Genomic DNA, 16351 nt, shown 5'->3' with positions numbered 1-16351 from the left:
CGCGTTTCCCGATTGAGGTTTCTCTTGTGACGAACTTTGCAGCGGTCGTACGTTCCACACATCCGTGACACGAGTCACACGATCGCAGGGGCGAGGTCCGTCATGTCAGACGACAAGACACGCGCAGCCAGTTCCACCACCACGACGGGGATGCTGCTCAGGGTGCCCGCCAGGGCGGGCGCCCTGGTCGCTACCGCACCAGGCACGGGGACGGCGGTCGCTGCGACGCCGGACCCGACGAAGGTGCCGGACTGCTTCGCGCCGTGGCCCAGCCTCAATTCGAAAGGAGCACGACAGTGAAGAAGAACATGGGCATCGCTGTCTTCGCGGCGATCGCCCTGCTACCTATGGGCATGGCCGATCTTCCCGCCGTCACCTCAGCCGGTGTCGCCATCCCTGCGCTCGTTGCGGCGCAGCCCGATGAGCAGGACCGCTTGAAGGACAAGGCCGACAAGGTCAAGGAAAAGCAGGAGAAGAAGATCGACCAGGCTGACCGTGAGTCCGCGGCGGCTCGGGCGCTACAGGACGGCGCTCTCAACCCGCTGATGATGGTGGACGCCGAGATGACCGCCGCCGCTGCCCCGGGAGAGGCGCCCCGCTACTTCAGCCACCCGAACTATGCGAACAGCCCGCTGCCAGAGCTGACAACGGCACCGGGCGACAGTGTTCTGGTCGGCAACGAAACGATCCAGCGGACGGCCCCTACAGACACCGCCACGAACGTCCTCGTGATGAGCCCAGGGGTCTTGTCCGACGGATTCTTGAACGGGTTCCAGACCTACGTCCAGGACGGCTCAGAGAACCGCACCTTCCACGCGTACGTGCTGCGTCCCACAGGGACGACGGGCAGTGAGTACACCGTGGTGTTCGACAGCGGCGCTCTCACCACACCCTCGACGCCCGGGGTGGCCACCTACCCCGTGGCGAACCTCTCGGTTCAGGCAGGCGACCGGATCGCCCACTATGGCCAGGGGATTCCGTACACCGCCGGTTCCGGGACAGACAGCATCTACTACCCCACGAGCGCCGTCCCCGCAGCCGGCTCGCCGATCACCCTCGGAACGGCTCCCTACCCGACGTACACCGCCCAGGCACGGACGTACTCGTTCGCGGCGAGCATGGTTGGTCCGGAGGAGGTGACCGTCACCGGCGGGATCCGCAAGTTCGTCGACCCGCTGCCCGAGATCCCCGCCGCCGTTGCCGACGAGACTTCTTACCCTGGATCTGACTTCTACCGGATCGGACTCGTCGAGTACTCCCAGCAGCTTCACTCGGACCTCCCAGGGACCGGCACGAAGTTGCGCGGGTACGTCGAGCTGAACCCCGACGGAACACCGAAGGGCGAGCCGAGCTACCTGGGTCCCGCCATCGTGGCGCAGAAGGACCGGCCGGTCCGCATCGAGTTCCACAACCTCCTGCCGACCGGCGCAGGGGGCAACTTGTTCCTGCCGGTGGACAGCACGGTCATGGGCGCGGGCATGACGCCTGAGGGTCACGAGATGATGGAGGCCATGCCCGACATGGTGGACCCGCAGGTCCCCATGTGCAACGACCTGGCGACCAAGTCCGGTCTGGTGGCGAGCGGAGACTGCTACTCGGACAACCGGGCGATCATCCACCTGCACGGCGGGATCACCCCGTGGATCTCCGACGGGACCCCGCACCAGTGGATCACCCCGGCGGACGAGGACACCCCGTTCCCCGAGGGAGTGAGCGTCAAGAACGTTCCCGACATGGATCCGGAGGCTGTCGACGACCCGACGGACGGTGTCCAGACCTTCTACTACACCAACGCCCAGAGCGCGCGGCTCATGTTCTACCACGACCACTCGTGGGGCATCACGCGTCTCAACGTGTACGCCGGCTCGGCCGCGCCGTACATCATCCAGGACGAGACGGAGGCGGATCTGATCGCCGCCGGGACCATCCCGGACGCGGCATCGACGATTCCGCTCGTGTTCCAGGACAAGACCTTCGTGCCCAACCAGGCCCAGCTCGACCTCCAGGACGAGACGTGGGACACGACGGCCTGGGGTGATGAGGGCAGCCTCTGGCTGCCGCACGTCTACTCCCCGGCGCAGAACCCGGGCGACGCCTCCGGCGTCAACGAGTACGGTCGCTGGGCCTACGGTCCGTGGTTCTGGCCGCCGACGAACAGTGTGGACTACGGTCCGATCGCCAACCCGTACTTCGACTCTGCCTGTGACCCGGACCTGACGTGGTGCGAGCCGCCACTGATGCCCGGCACGCCGTACAACTCCATGGGCATGGAGGCGTTCATGGACACCCCCGTGGTCAACGGCGCGGCCTACCCGACGACGACCCTGGAGCCCAAGCCCTACCGGTTCCGGATCCTCAACGCCGCCAACGACAGGTTCTTCAACCTGTCGCTGTACCAGGCGGTCGACGCCAACGGTGAGCCGTGCGACGGCACCACCACACCGGTGGCGGAGAGCACCGGTGTCGCGTGCACCGAGGTGGCTCTCAACCCGGACGAGGTCGCGGCAGCGCTCGAGGACCCGACGGTCTTCCCGACCCCGGTCGTCGGCACCGAGGGCCCGGACTGGGTCGTCATGGGCACCGAGGGTGGCTTCCTGCCGGCTCCGGTCGAAGTCCCGGCCCAGCCGACCACGTGGGTCAACGACCCGACCTTGTTCAACGCCGGCAACGTGGACCAGCACTCTCTGCTCGTCGCGCCCGCCGAGCGCTTCGACGTCGTGGTCGACCTGTCGCAGTACGCCGGCCAGACGCTGATCGTCTACAACGACGCACCGGCGGCCTTCCCGGCGCGCGACCCGCGGTATGACTACTACACCGGAAACGGCGACTACCGGGACACCGGTGGCGCGTCAGCGACCCTGCCGGGGTACGGGCCGAACACCCGCACCGTCATGCAGATCAAGGTCGCGGACACGGCTCCGGCCGAGTCGTTCGACCTCGCTGCGCTCAACGCCGCGTTCGCCGGCGGGGACGGGACGGGCGTGTTCGAGTCTGGGCAGAAGCCGATCGTCGTGGGTCAGGGCGAGTACAACAGTGCCTACGGCACGTCGTTCCCGACCAACGGTGCGCTCAACGGCACGGTGCAGATCTACGACACCTCGCTGACGTTCAACCGGCTCGTCGACCCCGACGCGGACACCGCGCCCGGCGCGCCATTCACCACCTCAACGGAGGCCGAACGGCTCACGATGAACCTTAAGCCCAAGATGATCCAGGACGAGATGGGTGAGGCGTTCGAGCCCGAGTATGGGCGCATGAGCGGCTTCCTGGGCGTGGAGACACCCAACGCCCAGGCGGGTCTGCAGAACATGATCCTTTACGGCTTCTCGATGCCACCCACCGAGGTGCTCGACGGCATCGAGCTGCCGCCAGGGATGGAGGCAACCCCCATCGCGGAGGCGGACGACGGAACGCAGCTCTGGAAGTTCACGCACAACGGGGTCGACACGCACCCCATCCACTTCCACCTCTACGACGTCCAGCTGCTGAACCGCGTGGGTTGGGACGGCATCATCCGCAAGCCCGATCCCACCGAGCTCGGCTGGAAGGACACCGTGCGGATCAGTCCGCTGGAGGACACGATCGTCGCCGTGCGCCCGATCATCCCGCCGATCCCGGAGGCCTGGGGCGGACTGCCCAACAGCGTCCGGATGCTCGACCCGTCCATGCCTGCGGGAGCCTACATCGCCAACACGACACAGCAAGAGGCGATGAACCTGCCCCTGATGGCCTTCAACCCCGACGGTGAGCCGATCGACGTGATCAACCACGTCGTCAACTTCGGCTGGGAGTACGTGCTCCACTGCCACATCCTCAGCCACGAGGAGATGGACATGATGCGTACCCAGGCGGTGGCGGTCAACCCGACGGCGCCGACCGAGATCTCGTCCGAGCTGTCAGGCAGCGGCAAGAACCAGATCAACACGGTGAGGTGGACGGACACCTCGAAGAACGAGACCGCCTTCGTCATCGAACGGCGCGTCGCAGGCTCCACGGATCCGTGGTTGGAGATCGCGATGGTCCAGACCGAGGACAGGGTCAACCTGACGACCATGCCCACGGCGGACACCGAGACGGGTGCGGCCACCGGTCCGGCTGAGTACGTCGACCCGATCGGCAACACCAAGACTGTGTACGAGTACAACGTGTACGCGATCAACACGGTCGGGGACACCTGGGACTACTCGGACCCGGCGTTCAACAACATCCCGCCGGGAGGAGGCTTCCCGACGATCACGGTCGACAGCCGTGACACCGGGCAGGTCGCCGGCGACCCGGTCGATGCCCCCACCGCCCTCACCGGGACGCTCACCGTGAAGAACAAGAAGACCTCCACGGTGAACCTCAGCTGGACGGACAACTCGGACAACGAGACCGGGTTCCTCATCCAGCGCACCAACAGCGACGGAACCAACCTCGTGAACGCCACGGTGGGTCCAGACACCACGACGTTCACGCAGACCGTCACCTCCGGGGTGGCCTACCTCTACCGGGTGCATGCCTTCAGTGACACCACCCAGTCGGGCTGGTCCAACACCCTCCCACTGCCGTGACCTGCGGTAGCTGACAGGATCGAGGAGCCCGGGTGGATGCGAAGTCATCCTCCCGGGCTCCTCGACCCGGTGGCACCGGCACGATGGAAGCCCTCGACCTCACCCCTCAGTGACGTACCCCGGTGGCACGAGTCGGGTGGTGGGCGTGAGGGACGGCTCCCAGACTCCGGCAGCGGGGGCGGGGGTGGGCATCCGCCTCCGGATCCGGCGAGGGTGTGTCAGCCCCTGTGTCAGTTCTGTGTGTCAGTTCAGGTGGTCATCTGAGCAGACCCCTGACCACCTCGGTCCCGGACACACGAAACCCCCAGATCCGCGCTGACCTTGCGGAAACTGAGGGCTGACGTGCTACTAAGGTGATGTGGCCCACCACTGTGGTGGAGGTGGCGGGAATCGAACCCGCGTCCGCTGCCGGGGAACCAGGGCTTCTCCGGGTGCAGTGCGCTATGGATTTTCTCGGCCCCAGGGCTCGCACGCACACGTTCCCTGACAGGCCCAGTCGAGTAGGAGTCCCGCGTGATCCCTCGACATGATCACGCAGCAAGTTTCCTAGCTGACGCCAGACACTGAGTCGGAAACTAGCTCAGGCTGACGGACTTCGGAGCTCGCTCAGGCGGCGAGGGCGAAGTCGGTGCGCTTGGAATCGGCACCTATTGGTTTCGCAAGGAGCGTTCACGAGATGACCTTGCATCCTCGACCCGCTTCCCCTGATTGGCCGTACAACGTCGAAACCGATCACCCCCCTGAGGGGGCGGCCACATCACACTATGCAGTTGTCAACTTCCTCATCCTAGTGGTCCAACGCTCGGCGACGCCAACGGATTCCCTGTCGCCTCCCGCCACGCTCAGCCGTGCCGCTTGAGGTGCGCCGACATGGCGCGCTGGGCCTCCATGCGGTCCTGTCGCTCGCGCAGCGTCTGCCGCTTGTCGTGCAGCTTCTTGCCCTTGGCCAGGGCGATCTCCACCTTGGCGCGGCCGTCGACGAAGTAGAGCGACAGCGGGATGATCGTGTGCCCGGCCTGGGCGGCCTTCGACGTGAGCTTGTCGATCTCGTCGCGGTGCAGCAACAGCTTGCGCCGTCGCCGGGCGGAGTGGTTGGTCCACGTGCCCTGGGTGTACTCCGGGATGTGCACGTTCTCCAGGTAGAGCTCACCGCGGTAGTCGGTGCAGTAGCCGTCGACGAGCGAGGCCCGGCCCTGCCGCAGCGACTTCACCTCCGTGCCGGTCAGCACGAGACCGGCCTCCACGGTGTCCTCGATGTGGTACTCGTGGCGGGCCTTCTTGTTGCTCGCGACCAGCTTGCGTCCGGTCTCCTTGGCCATGTCCGTCCCTGTTCGCATCGTCGCTGGGCTGTCGGTCGGCCAGGCGCACACAGGCTGTGCACCCGACCGACCCTCCAGCCTACAGCCAGCTGCGGGGGTCGACCGGTATGCCGTTCTCCCGGGTCTCGAAGTGCAGGTGGCAGCCCGTGGACAGGCCGGTCGTGCCCGTGTAGGCGACGACCTGGCCCCGGCTGACCGGGCCCGAGCGCACGGCATACCCCTGCAGGTGGGCGTAGGTCGTGGTGAGGTTGACGCCACGCTGCACGCCGTGGTCGATGACCATCTTGTTGCCGCCGCCCTCGGTGACGGGGGTCGCGATGATCGTGCCGTCCGCAGCCGCGTACACCGGTGAGCCGCACGCACCGCCGTAGTCGATGCCGGCGTGCAACCGCTGGGTGCCCAGCACCGGATGGGTGCGGTAGCCGTACGAGCTGGTGATGCGGGCCGGCGAGGGGTGCGAGAGGTACCCCGTCGACGCCGGCGCCGGAGGAGGGGGCGGTGGCGGCGGTGGCGGCGGCGGTGGCGGCGGCGGTGGCGGCGGTGGTGGCGGTGGTGGCGGCGGGGGTGGGGGCGGCGGGGGCGCCGGTTCGGGAACCGCCGGACGGTTCGGCGCGCGGCGTGACGCAGCCTCTGCCTCGGCCTGACGAGCCGCCTCCGCCTCGCGCGCGGCTGCCCGCGCCTCCTCCTGGCGCGCCTCTTCGGCCTGACGGGCCGCCTCCGCCTGACGGGCCGCCTCCGCCTGACGGGCCGCCTCGGCCTGACGCGCCGCCTCCTCCGCGGCCAGCCGGCGGGCCTCGGCCTCCGCCCTGCGGCGTGCCTCCTCCTGCGCCAGCCGCTGCTTCTCGGCCTCCTCGGCGACCTCGAGCCCGTGCTTCTCCTGGGCCAGCTGGGCCAGCTGGGCCTGCAGGTCGTCCGACTCGTCCTCGGCCTGGGCGAGCTGGGCCTCGACGGCGGCCTTCTGCTCCTCCAGCGCGGCCTTGTCCTGAGCCTGCTGAGCCTCCAGCGCCTCCAGCTCGGTCGTGGCGCGCTCGGCCTCGTCCCGTGCCTCGGCCTTGCGCAGCACGTTGGCCTCGGCCTCGGCGAGCAGCAGCGCGATGTCGCGCCGCACGCCCTCCAGACGGTCCTGCTCGGCGGTCTCCTGAGCCTGCTGGCTCGCCAGCCGCTGGATCGTGCGGTCCTGCACGCGCATCACGGTGCGTGCCATCGCCATCTCCTGCACGGCGTCACCCTCGCCCGTGAGCATCTCGAACGTCATGGCGACGCTGCCCATGCCACCGTTCTTGTAGGACTCCCGGGCGATCGCCCCCACGGCCAGCCGGCTGTCCTCCTGCTCCTGTGCGTTGTCCTCCAGCGAGGCCTCGATCTTGGCCTCGTTGGCATACGCGACCTCGAGCTCCCCCTCGATGCGCAGCGCGTCCTCCTCCGCTGCCGCCAGCTCGGCCTCGGCGCCGGCGAGCTCGGCCCGCGCGACCTCGACCTTCGCCGTGGTGTCCCGCAGCCGCTCGTCGGCCGCCACCAGCTCGGCGGTGGTCTCGTCGAGGTGCTCGTCGAGCTGGCCGATGCGGCTCTCGACCTCCCCGCGCTCCTCGGCAGCCTGGCGCTCCTGCTCGGCCACGGCGCGCATCTGCTCCCGGATCTCGTCCAGGTCCTGCGCGAGCGCGGGGCTGGTCACCGCGAGTCCTGCCGCCAGGGCCAGGGCCAGGGGAGCCGTCAGCCGTCGCCGCAGCGACCGGCCTGCCGGAAGTGTGGTCATCGCGGGCTCACCTCTTCTACACACGGACATAGCGGCGCAGCGCCAGCCATGAGGTCAGGACGGCCAGCAGCACGGCGCCGCCGACCAGGACAGGGGTGATCAGCCACAGGTCGGCGGTGCCGACGAGGCTGACCAGGCCGCTCTCCCCCGCGAGCAGCTCGGTGAGGAAGCCGGTGATGCCGTACTCCACCATCGCCCACAGCAGCCCCGTGGCGAGGGCGGCGCCGAGCAGGGTGGCCAGCACCGTCTCGACGACGAACGGCGTGTGGATGGTGAAGGCCGACGCACCGACGAGGCGCATGATGCCGGTCTCCCGGCGTCGGGACCACGCGGTGAGCCGGATGGTGGTGCTGATGAGCAGGACGGCGCAGAGCACCATGGCACCGGCCAGCCCCACAGCCGCCACGCTGACGACGTTGAGGAAGGTGAACAGCTTGTCCACCAGCTCGCGCTGGTCCTCGACGCTCTCCACCCCGGGGGCGCCCTGGAAGGCGCCGGCGACGACGTCGTACTTCGTGGGGTCCGCGAGCTGCACCCGGAAGCTCTCGGGGATCGCCTCCTGCGGGATGCTCTCCAGCACCGGCGAGTTGCGGAACTGCTCCCGGAAGCGCTCGTAGGCCTGCGCGTTGGACTCGTACCAGTAGTCCTGGACCAGCGGCTGCAGACCGTCGAGGTCGGTGCGCAGCTGGTCGCGCTGCGTCGCGGTGGCACCGCCGGCCGCACACGAGGCGACCTCGGTGGTGGTGGGCGTGCACAGGAAGATCGAGACCTGGACCCGGTCGTACCAGTAGCCCTTGGCGGTGTCCACCTGCGCCTGCGCCAGCAGGCCCACCCCGAGGAAGAAGAGCGAGACCATCGTCACCAGCACCACGGAGACGAACATCGCGGTGTTGCGACGCAGGCCGTTGGCCACCTCGCCGAGCAGGAAGCCGACCCTCACGGACGCTGCACCCCCTCGACCTCGAGTGAGGCGTACGAGCCGTCGGCCTGGTCACGCACGATCTCGCCGTCGCGCAGCTGGACCACCCGCTTGCGGAACGTGTCGACGATGGTGGTGTCGTGGGTCGCCATGACGACCGTCGTCCCGGAGCGGTTGATCCGGTCGAGGATCGCCACGATCTCCTGGCTGGTCTCCGGGTCGAGGTTGCCCGTGGGCTCGTCGGCCAGCAGGATCGGTGGCTTGTTGACCATCGCCCGGGCGATGGCCACGCGCTGCTGCTCACCGCCGGAGAGCTCGTGCGGCAGCCGCTTGGCCTTGTCCTGGAGCCCGACGAGCTCCAGCGTCTTGGGCACGGTCTGCCGGATGGCGTGCCGCCGGGTGCCCAGCACCTGCAGGACGTAGGCCACGTTCTGGTAGACGTTCTTGCCGGCCAGCAGCCGGAAGTCCTGGAAGACCGTGCCGACCTGGCGACGCAGACGTGGCACCCGACGCTGCGGCATACGGCCCAGGTCGTGCCCGGCCACGAGCACCCGGCCGTGGTCTGCCGTGCGCTCCAGGATGATGAGGCGCAGCAGGGTGGACTTGCCGGACCCTGAGGCGCCGACGACGAACACGAACTCCCCGCGCCGTATGTCGACGCTCACGTCGCGCAGCGCCCAGGGGTCACCCTTGGCATAGCGCACGCTGACGTTCTCGAGGGCGATCATCGCGGTGGTGGGTCACTTCTCGTCGGGGACTCGGTGGCGGCCCGACGAGGCCACCTCACAGGTGGACCGCACCGGTCCACGGTCGAGGTTACGCATGTGACGCCGGTGATTGCGGGACATCGCCGATGCTCGGCGTTGCGTGTCCGGAGAGAGGTGCGTCAGGCGTCCTTGCGCACACCCATCAGGCGGGTGAGCACCCTGTCGTTGACCAGACGCTTCCACCGGGTGGAGGGCGGGTAGAGCATCGCCAGGGTGTCGGGCCGCAGCGGTTTGGAGAGCACCGGCCGCTCGTGGGAGAACTCCTGGATCGAGTGCTCCCCGTGGTAGCGACCGAACCCGGAGCCGCCGACGCCACCGAAGGGCAGCCCGGGCGCGGACTGGTGCGCCACCGGCAGGTTGAAGGCGAGGGCACCGCTGAGCGACTCCTCCTCGAACCGGGACCGGACCTGCGCGTCCTCGGAGAACACGTAGAACGACAGGGGGTGCGGGTTGGCCTCCACGACCTCGAGGGCCTCGGTGACACCCGCGACCCGCAGCACCGGCAGGACGGGACCGAAGATCTCCTCCTGCATGAGCGCGTGGTCCAGCCCGACCCCGGTGACGACCGTCGGCGCCAGGTAGCGCTCGGACCGCTCGTGCTCGCCGCCGATGACGGGGTCGGTGCCCTCGAGCAGGCCGAGCAGCCGGTCGAAGTGCAGGTCGTTGACGACCCGGCCGTAGTCGCTGCTGCGGCGCGGGTCCCGGCCGAAGGCCGCCCGGATCGCCCGGCGCAGCTCGTCGACCAGCGCGTCGTGCACCTCCGGCGTCACCATCACGTAGTCGGGGGCCACGCACGTCTGACCGACGTTGAGGAACTTGCCCCACACCAGCCGCTGCGCCACGGTGCGCAGGTGCACCGACGCGTCGACGAAGACCGGTGACTTGCCGCCGAGCTCGAGGGTGACCGGGGTGAGGTGCTCCGCGGCCGCCCGCATGACGATCCTGCCCACCCGCTGCGAGCCGGTGAACACGACGTGGTCGAAACGGTGGGCCAGCAGAGCCGTCGCCTCGGCGGCACCTCCCTCGACCACCGCGACGGCCTCTGGGTCCAGGTAGCGCGGCACCAGGTCGGCGACGAGCGAGGAGACCGCGGGTGCCACCTCGCTGGGCTTGAGCAGCACCGTGTTGCCCGCGGCCAGGGCGCCGGCCAGCGGCGAGAGCAGCAGCTGCACGGGGTAGTTCCACGGGCCGATGACGAGCAGCACGCCCTTGGGCCGGTGCTGCAGGCGGGCCGTCGCCGGCTGGAAGGTCAGCGGCAGGCGCACCTTGCGCGACCCCGTCCACCGCTCCAGGTTGTCCAGCAGCGCGTCCACCTCCTGCACGACGGTGAACACCTCGGCGAGCTCGGCCTCGGGCCGGGGCTTGCCGATGTCCTGCGACGCTGCCGCCGACAGGGCCTCCCGGTGCTCGGACATCATCCGGCGCAGGGCCTGCAGCTGCTCCCGTCGCCAGTCCAGCCCGTGGGTGCGGCCCGAGCGGAAGGTGGTGCGCAGCGTGTCCAGCGTGACGGCATACGGGTCGTGCACGGCGTCACCGCTGCGGTCGTCCGGCAGCGGCACGCTCAGGCCTCGGCGCGCTCGAGGGAGCGCTTCCAGCGGATGCCGGCCTCGAGGAAGGCGTCGATGTCTCCGTCCAGGACCGCCCCGGTGCTGCCCACCTCGTAGTTGGTGCGCAGGTCCTTGACCATCTGGTAGGGGTGCAGCACGTAGGAGCGCATCTGGTCACCCCAGGACGCCTTGACGTCGCCGGCCATCTCCTTCTTGGCGGCGTCCTCCTCCTGCTTCTTGAGCAGCAGCAGGCGCGACTGCATGACCCGCAGCGCGGCCGCCCGGTTCTGGATCTGGCTCTTCTCGTTCTGCATCGACACGGTCACACCGGTCGGGATGTGCGTCATCCGGACCGCGGAGTCGGTCGTGTTGACCGACTGGCCACCGGGGCCGGAGGACCGGAAGACGTCCACCTTGAGCTCGGACTCGGGGATGTCGATGTGGTCGGTGCTCTCGATGAGCGGGATGACCTCGACCGCGGCGAAGCTGGTCTGACGCCTGCCCTGGTTGTCGAAGGGGCTGATGCGCACGAGGCGGTGGGTGCCGGCCTCCACGGCCAGGGTGCCGAAGGCGTAGGGCACCTTGACCTCGAAGGTCGCGGACTTCAGCCCGGCCTCCTCGGCGTAAGAGGTGTCCAGCACCGAGGTCGGGTAGCCGTGCCGCTCGGCCCAGCGCAGGTACATCCGCATGAGCATCTCGGCGAAGTCGGCGGCGTCGACGCCCCCCGCGCCGGCGCGGATGGTCACGACCGCCTCGCGCTCGTCGTACTCCCCGTTGAGCAGGGTGCGCACCTCGAGCCGGGCCACCTCCTTCTTGAGCGTGGCCAGGTCGGCCTCGGCCTCGGTCATCGTCGCGGCGTCGGACTCCTCCTGGCCCAGCTGGACCAGCACCTCGAGCTCGTCGATCCGGTCGTCCATCTCGACGACCCGGTCGTGCTCGGTCTTGGCGCGCGAGAGCTGGGAGGTCACCCGCTGGGCGTGCTCGACGTCGTCCCACAGGTCCGGCGCGGACACCTGGTCCTCGAGGTCCCGGATCTCGCTCTTCAGGCGCTCCAGGTCGGTCACCTCGCGCACCGTCGCCATCGTCGCGCGCAGGTGCTTGATCTCGTTGTCGAAGTCCACAGCCACGAACCGACAGCCTACGCGAGCCGGGCGGGAGTCACGGGACCACCTTGAGGCCGACGACGCAGCCGACGATGCCGAGGATGAGCAGGACCCGGGCCAGGGAGACCGGCTCGGTGCCGGTGGCCATCGCGTAGGCGACGGTCAGCGAGGCACCGACGGCCACCCACACGGCATACGACGTGCCGACCGGGAGCTCGCGCATCGCGTAGCCCAGGCCGGCCATGCTGATGACGAGCGCGACGGCGAAGACCACGGTCGGGCCCAGCCGGGTGAACCCCTCGGACCGGCCGAGGGCCGTGGCCCACACGGCCTCGAAGACACCGGCCACGATCAGGACGAGCCAGGACATGAGAGCACTCCTTCAGCGCCGTCTTGTCGCACACCGGGTACGGCACCGCTCGTCCGGGAGCCCGTGGAGGCCCTGCACGGGAGTGTGTCAACCACCTCGGGCGCCGGGCAAGTCGGGCGCTGCCCGCAGGCTCAGCCGACGAGCTGGACCTCACGCAGCTGCTCTGCCGGCACGAGGGAGGCGAGCCAGCGCACGGCGGTCTCGGCGGTGTAGCCGGACGGGTGCTCGCCGAGCAGGGTCAGCGCACCGGTGACGTCCTGGCCGAGGGTGACGATGCGGTCCTCCGCGTAGCCGTCCTTGCGGGTCTGGCCCAGGCCGATGTTGGCCATAAGCCCGTTGCACAGGCACTTGCGACCCTCGGTGGCCTCGATCGTGCCGCCCTTCTTCAGGTACATGTCGACCGGCTCGGCGGGGCAGCGGTAGCCGATGCCGCCGCCCTCCTTCTCGTAGGCGGTGCGCAGGTAGGACAGGTCGCACAGCCGGGGGCGGGCCTGGTAGACCGCCTCGTCGCTGGCGGTGCCCTCGAGCGAGGCCACCTTGAAGGGGAAGCCTGTGGGGCTGGCCCGCGGGTCGTTGCGCACGTCGAGGGAGCCGGCGCGGAGCTCCTCGAGCATCTGGGCGCGGGTGCGCTCGGTCAGCCCGCTGTCGTCGGACAGCGCGAAGAGCGTGCCGACCTGCACGCCGGCCGCACCGGCCGCGAGCGCCTCGACGACCTTCTCGGGGGTGCCGTAGGCACCGGCCAGCCAGAACGGGATGTCGAACTGGGCCATCTTGGCCAGGTTGGCGAGGTCGCGCGGGCCGTAGACCGGCTCCCCAGCCTCGTCCAGCTGGAGCTTGCCGCGCGGCGGTGCGCTGTGGCCGCCGGCCGTCGGGCCCTCGACGACGAAGCCGTCGGGTCGGATGGTCGGGTCGCGGTAGAGGTAGTTGGCCAGGGCCTCCGCGGAGACGATGGCGAGGAAGTCGGGTCGGGCGATCGGCGGCAGGTCCGGCCCGAGCAGGTCGACCGGGTCGACCTCGACGTAGTGGGTGATGGTGCCGCCCGCGACGTCGGCCGTGATCCGGCCCACCTCGCCGCGGGAGAGGGAGTTGAGCAGCTGGGGGATCTCCCGCGGGATCCCGGCGCCCATCAGCACGTAGTCGACCCCCGCGAGGGAGGCGCCGAGCAGCGCGGTGGGGGTGGCCATCTGCAGCTTCTCGAGACAGTTGATGCCGACGACCCCGTCGTGGCCCTCCTTGGCCAGCCACACCTCGACGAAGTTGCCCACGACCGCCAGCTCCTGCACGGGGCGGGAGGAGTCGAGGGTCAGCTTCGGCAGGGGACGGTAGGGGGCGTCGGGTGCCTTGCCGCCGGGCACGAAGAACTTGTCGAGGACGCGGGCAGCCATCTCCGGCACGGGGAAGGCGGCCATGGCGCGCCGCATGTCACCGGTGGGGTCGCCGTCCTGCAGGCGACGTGCCAGGACGGCATCCATCGCGGTGCCGGACACCACACCCATCTGACCCGCCAGCGAGACCTCCCGCGCGAGGTGCCAGGAGGAGACGGCGACACCCATGCCGCCCTGGATGATCACGGGCAGGGCGTTCGGAGCCACAGAAGGCCTCCTCGGGGAAGAACGTGTCGAAGACCTACGCGCTCGTAGGTTCCGCTTGCGTAGGTTACGGTACCGTAGCGTTCCGCACCGCGGCCACCTCGACGGCATTCCCCGAGGTCAGGCCAGGCTCAGTGCCACCCTGCCGGAGGTGGTCCCGAAGCGCACATGTGAGAGGTCGGGGACGACCAGGTCGGCCTCGAGCTCGTGCCGCTCCCCCGTCGTCACCACGGCCACAGTGGCACAGCCTGCGGCACGCGCGGAGGTCAGGCCGCTCGGGGCGTCCTCGACCACGAGGCAGTCGGCCGGGTCGGCGCCGACCCGCTCGGCGGCCAGCAGGTAGGGCTCGGGGTGCGGCTTGCCGTGCGTGATGTCCTCAACGGTGACGATGACCTCGGGCAGGGGGATGCCGGCCGCATGCAGCCGCGCCAGCGCGAGGCCGCGCGTCGCCGACGTGGCGATGGCGGCCCTGGGCCCGAGCGCTGTCAGCGCCTCGACCGCGCCCGGCAGGGCGAGGACGTCGGTGGTGTCGGACTCCTCGAGCTCGATGATGCGGGCGAGGGCCGCCTGCTGGTCCAGGTGCGGCGCGACCGCCTGGATGATCCCGGCCGCCGGGACGCCGTGGAAGCCCCGCAGCGTGAGGATGTCGACCCCGTGCTCTGCCGCCCAGGTCGTCCAGGCGCGCACGACCGCCGGAGCCGAGTCGATGAGGGTGCCGTCGTTGTCGAAGAGCACGGCGGCGAAGGTCCGGTGGGTCAACGGCGTCGTCATGCGGCGATTGTCCCCCGGGACCCCGGTGCTCCGTGCAGGCCCGGGCCAGGCCGGGGCGCCGCGCTGCTCACTCGAGGTCGGAACGAGCCGTGGAGCGGACCGTGATCGTCACCCCACCACCGAGGTGGTCGATGGCCGCGCTGACGACCGGGATGCGCGCCTGACCGGTGAGCTGCACCACCGCTGTCCGCCCGTCCGGGGTGCCGGTGTCGCCGGTCAGGGACCAGGACGTCACCCGGGGTGGCCGGCTCCGCGCAGCAAGGTGCCGGGAGGCTGCCGCCTGCACGTCGGCGTCGGTCAACGGGACTCCCGCACCCAGACCGTCGCGGTAGAGGACGTCCTCGGCGACTGCGTCAGCAGCCGCCAGGGCCGCGGCGTCCGCCGCATCCATGAGCTGGATGCGGCTCAGCTGCACGGAGGTCACACCCACCACTCCCATGACGAGGGTGAGCCCGATCGCCACCATGCCGATGAGCAGCACGCTGATCTGCCCGTCCTCACCTGCGCTTTTGGTGCGGGCCGCCCTGCGCGGGCCCCGGACCCGGCCAGCAAGCACGGAGCTCACGGTTCCCGGAACCGGTCGACGGCCTCGGAGTGCCGGGCCGACATGGTGACCGACGTGGGCACCACGCCGGAGAGGAAGTCGGGCACCAACGGCACAGGCACGTCCACCTCGGCCTCCACGCTCACGGTGCCGCCGGGCGCAAGGCAGGGGGTGACCGGGCACGACACGCGCACCGTGCCCTGACCGTCGCCGAAGCCGTGGGCGCCGAAGACCAGCTCCGCGGCAGAGGCTCCTCGGGCGGGAGCCTCAGCGGGGTCCGTCGCCGTCACGTACGCCCGGCCGGCCTCTCGGGCCGCCGCCGAGGCGGCATAGGCACCCGCCTGCAGCCGGCCCAGGGAGCCGGCGAGGAAGAGCAGGGGAAGCATGAGGACCACCATCAGGAAGATGACCTCCACCAGGGCCGAGCCCTGGTCGGAGCGCCAGTCGATGCGCGACCACACGGCGGGGCGGCGTCCTGGGATCACTGGTCCTCCGCGAAGGCCTGACCGGTCACGGTCATGGTGCCCGGCACTCCCCAGGGCCCGACCACAGGCAGAGCGAAATCGGCCGACACCTGGACCACCTGCACGCCTCCGACCACGGCCCGCGTGACCGACACCTGCGGAGCACCGCGTCCGGGCAGCGTGGTGGCGAGCAGCTCCCTCGTCCGCGCCACGCCGTCCCCCGGGCCGGCATCGGCACGCGCGGCCACCCTGGCCCCCTCGATGACGTGTGCGGTGACGGTGTTCCGCACGTGCAGGGCGTAGCCCAGCTGGAGCACGGCACCGAACATCAGGCACACGATGGCGGCCACCAGCGCGAACTCGGCGACTGCGGACCCTGCCTCGCGTCGCTCGAGGAGCCCGCTGGTCACGGACCGGCGACACCCGAGACCGCCGAGGTGAACATCCCCGACAGCAGGGGCTCGGCCACCAGCCACAGTGCTGCCACCAGCCCGGCCGTCATCACTGTGATGAGCACCCACCCGGGGACGTCGCCGCGCTCGGGCTCGTCCTCCCACACCAGGATCCTGCGCCGCATCAGGGCGGCGTGGCGGCGGGACGCGTTGATCAGGGTCATGACCTTCATGTGTTGCTCTCCTCGTTGTGCGTGGGT

The 16351-nt window shown here is 69.9% G+C and carries 14 protein-coding genes, 1 other RNA gene and 1 riboswitch; of the genes, 1 reads left to right on the top strand and 14 read right to left on the bottom strand.

What is annotated here, in order from left to right:
• Positions 1-296 precede the first annotated feature (296 nt).
• Entirely contained in the window at positions 297-4553 is a 4257-nt protein-coding gene (locus tag LVO85_RS16980; protein WP_232746623.1) for a multicopper oxidase domain-containing protein, read from the top strand.
• 372 nt (positions 4554-4925) lie between these two features.
• Here LVO85_RS16980 and ssrA read toward each other — a convergent pair.
• From ssrA to LVO85_RS06610, 14 genes are all read right to left on the bottom strand, one after another.
• Positions 4926-5293: a transfer-messenger RNA gene (gene ssrA, locus LVO85_RS06675) on the bottom strand.
• A gap of 102 nt (positions 5294-5395) precedes the next feature.
• Positions 5396-5872 (bottom strand): SsrA-binding protein SmpB, encoded by a 477-nt coding sequence (gene smpB, locus LVO85_RS06670; RefSeq protein WP_232746622.1) that lies wholly within the window; start codon positions 5870-5872, stop codon positions 5396-5398.
• A gap of 79 nt (positions 5873-5951) precedes the next feature.
• Complete coding sequence (locus LVO85_RS06665) at positions 5952-7625, bottom strand: M23 family metallopeptidase (RefSeq protein WP_232746621.1); 1674 nt, start codon at positions 7623-7625, stop codon at positions 5952-5954.
• A gap of 16 nt (positions 7626-7641) precedes the next feature.
• Positions 7642-8565: a permease-like cell division protein FtsX gene (gene ftsX / locus LVO85_RS06660; RefSeq protein ID WP_232746620.1), complete on the bottom strand. Its 924-nt coding sequence runs from the start codon at positions 8563-8565 to the stop codon at positions 7642-7644.
• Complete coding sequence (ftsE, locus tag LVO85_RS06655; RefSeq protein WP_232746619.1) at positions 8562-9272, bottom strand: cell division ATP-binding protein FtsE; 711 nt, start codon at positions 9270-9272, stop codon at positions 8562-8564. Before ftsE ends, ftsX begins: the two co-directional genes overlap by 4 nt.
• A gap of 158 nt (positions 9273-9430) precedes the next feature.
• Positions 9431-10870 (bottom strand): aldehyde dehydrogenase family protein, encoded by a 1440-nt coding sequence (locus LVO85_RS06650; protein ID WP_232746618.1) that lies wholly within the window; start codon positions 10868-10870, stop codon positions 9431-9433.
• 2 nt (positions 10871-10872) lie between these two features.
• On the bottom strand, positions 10873-11985 hold the full coding sequence (prfB, locus tag LVO85_RS06645) for a peptide chain release factor 2 (RefSeq protein ID WP_232746617.1): 1113 nt from the start codon (positions 11983-11985) through the stop codon (positions 10873-10875).
• A gap of 31 nt (positions 11986-12016) precedes the next feature.
• A complete protein-coding gene (locus tag LVO85_RS06640; RefSeq protein ID WP_232746616.1) occupies positions 12017-12331 on the bottom strand; it encodes a DMT family transporter in 315 nt (104 codons plus the stop codon).
• A gap of 12 nt (positions 12332-12343) precedes the next feature.
• Positions 12344-12407, bottom strand: a riboswitch (guanidine-III (ykkC-III) riboswitch).
• A 55-nt stretch (positions 12408-12462) separates the two neighbouring features.
• Positions 12463-13923, bottom strand: a complete 1461-nt coding sequence (locus tag LVO85_RS06635; RefSeq protein WP_332875414.1) for a nitronate monooxygenase — start codon at positions 13921-13923, stop codon at positions 12463-12465.
• Between the two features lie 117 nt (positions 13924-14040).
• On the bottom strand, positions 14041-14691 hold the full coding sequence (locus LVO85_RS06630; RefSeq protein WP_232746615.1) for an HAD-IA family hydrolase: 651 nt from the start codon (positions 14689-14691) through the stop codon (positions 14041-14043).
• A 67-nt stretch (positions 14692-14758) separates the two neighbouring features.
• Complete coding sequence (locus LVO85_RS06625) at positions 14759-15247, bottom strand: pilus assembly protein TadG-related protein (protein ID WP_232746614.1); 489 nt, start codon at positions 15245-15247, stop codon at positions 14759-14761.
• 5 nt (positions 15248-15252) lie between these two features.
• The gene (locus LVO85_RS16975) at positions 15253-15720 is read right to left on the bottom strand and encodes a pilus assembly protein (protein WP_232746613.1); all 468 of its coding nucleotides are present in this window, start codon (positions 15718-15720) and stop codon (positions 15253-15255) included.
• On the bottom strand, positions 15717-16109 hold the full coding sequence (locus LVO85_RS06615) for a TadE/TadG family type IV pilus assembly protein (RefSeq protein WP_232746612.1): 393 nt from the start codon (positions 16107-16109) through the stop codon (positions 15717-15719). Before LVO85_RS06615 ends, LVO85_RS16975 begins: the two co-directional genes overlap by 4 nt.
• On the bottom strand, positions 16106-16324 hold the full coding sequence (locus LVO85_RS06610; RefSeq protein WP_232746861.1) for a hypothetical protein: 219 nt from the start codon (positions 16322-16324) through the stop codon (positions 16106-16108). Before LVO85_RS06610 ends, LVO85_RS06615 begins: the two co-directional genes overlap by 4 nt.
• Positions 16325-16351: the final 27 nt, after the last annotated feature.

This window comes from Ornithinimicrobium sediminis (genome assembly GCF_021272345.1).
Lineage (GTDB): Bacteria > Actinomycetota > Actinomycetes > Actinomycetales > Dermatophilaceae > Ornithinicoccus > Ornithinicoccus sediminis_B.
The sequence above is the reverse complement of the archived record's forward strand: the minus strand, read 5'-3'. Positions and strand labels throughout refer to the sequence as shown.

Coding starts and splice junctions, on each gene's coding strand:
- smpB (WP_232746622.1), bottom strand. CDS start 5,872: ATGGCCAAGGAGACCGGACGCAAGCTGGTCGCGAGCAACAAGAAGGCC.
- LVO85_RS06665 (WP_232746621.1), bottom strand. CDS start 7,625: ATGACCACACTTCCGGCAGGCCGGTCGCTGCGGCGACGGCTGACGGCT.
- ftsE (WP_232746619.1), bottom strand. CDS start 9,272: ATGATCGCCCTCGAGAACGTCAGCGTGCGCTATGCCAAGGGTGACCCC.
- LVO85_RS06640 (WP_232746616.1), bottom strand. CDS start 12,331: ATGTCCTGGCTCGTCCTGATCGTGGCCGGTGTCTTCGAGGCCGTGTGG.
- LVO85_RS06630 (WP_232746615.1), bottom strand. CDS start 14,691: ATGACGACGCCGTTGACCCACCGGACCTTCGCCGCCGTGCTCTTCGAC.
- LVO85_RS06610 (WP_232746861.1), bottom strand. CDS start 16,324: ATGAAGGTCATGACCCTGATCAACGCGTCCCGCCGCCACGCCGCCCTG.